Below are 504 nucleotides of genomic sequence, written 5' to 3'. Positions count from 1 at the left end.
GGGGCGCGGCTTCCGTCGTCACCCTCATTCCTGGAGTCCCGCGATGGCCACTCCCCTGTCCGACACCCCCTTGTCCCCGCTCCGGACCGTCGCCGTGGTCGGCCTCGGCACGATGGGCACCGGCATCGCCGAGGTCCTGGCCGCCGCCGGCCGCGACGTGATCGGCATCGACGTCAGCGAGACCCAGGCCGCGCGGTGCGTCGCCGCCCTGGAGGCCTCCACCGCCCGCGCCGTGGAGCGCGGCCGGCTGACCGGTCAGCAGCGCGCGGAGCTCCTCGCCCGCGTCACCACCGGGACCGACCTCGCGGCCGCGGCCGCCGCCGACCTGGTGATCGAGGTCGCCCCGGAGTCGTACGAGATCAAGCAGCAGATCTTCCGGGAGCTGGACGGCATCGTGCGGCCGGAGACCGTCCTGGCCACCGGCACCAACGCGCTGTCGGTGACCCGGCTCGCCGCCGACTCCGCCCACCCGGAGCGCGTGCTGGGCATGCACTTCTTCAACCC

1 protein-coding gene is annotated in these 504 nt (G+C 74.6%); it reads left to right on the top strand.

Going from position 1 to position 504, the window contains the following annotated elements:
* Nucleotides 1-43 precede the first annotated feature (43 nt).
* The coding region (locus tag LPA54_RS36775; protein ID WP_228984835.1) for a 3-hydroxyacyl-CoA dehydrogenase family protein at nucleotides 44-504 on the top strand (461 nt) is incomplete at its 3' end.

Source organism: Streptomyces sp. DH12 (assembly GCF_020873895.1).
Classification (GTDB): domain Bacteria; phylum Actinomycetota; class Actinomycetes; order Streptomycetales; family Streptomycetaceae; genus Streptomyces.
The sequence above is the reverse complement of the archived record's forward strand: the minus strand, read 5'-3'. Positions and strand labels throughout refer to the sequence as shown.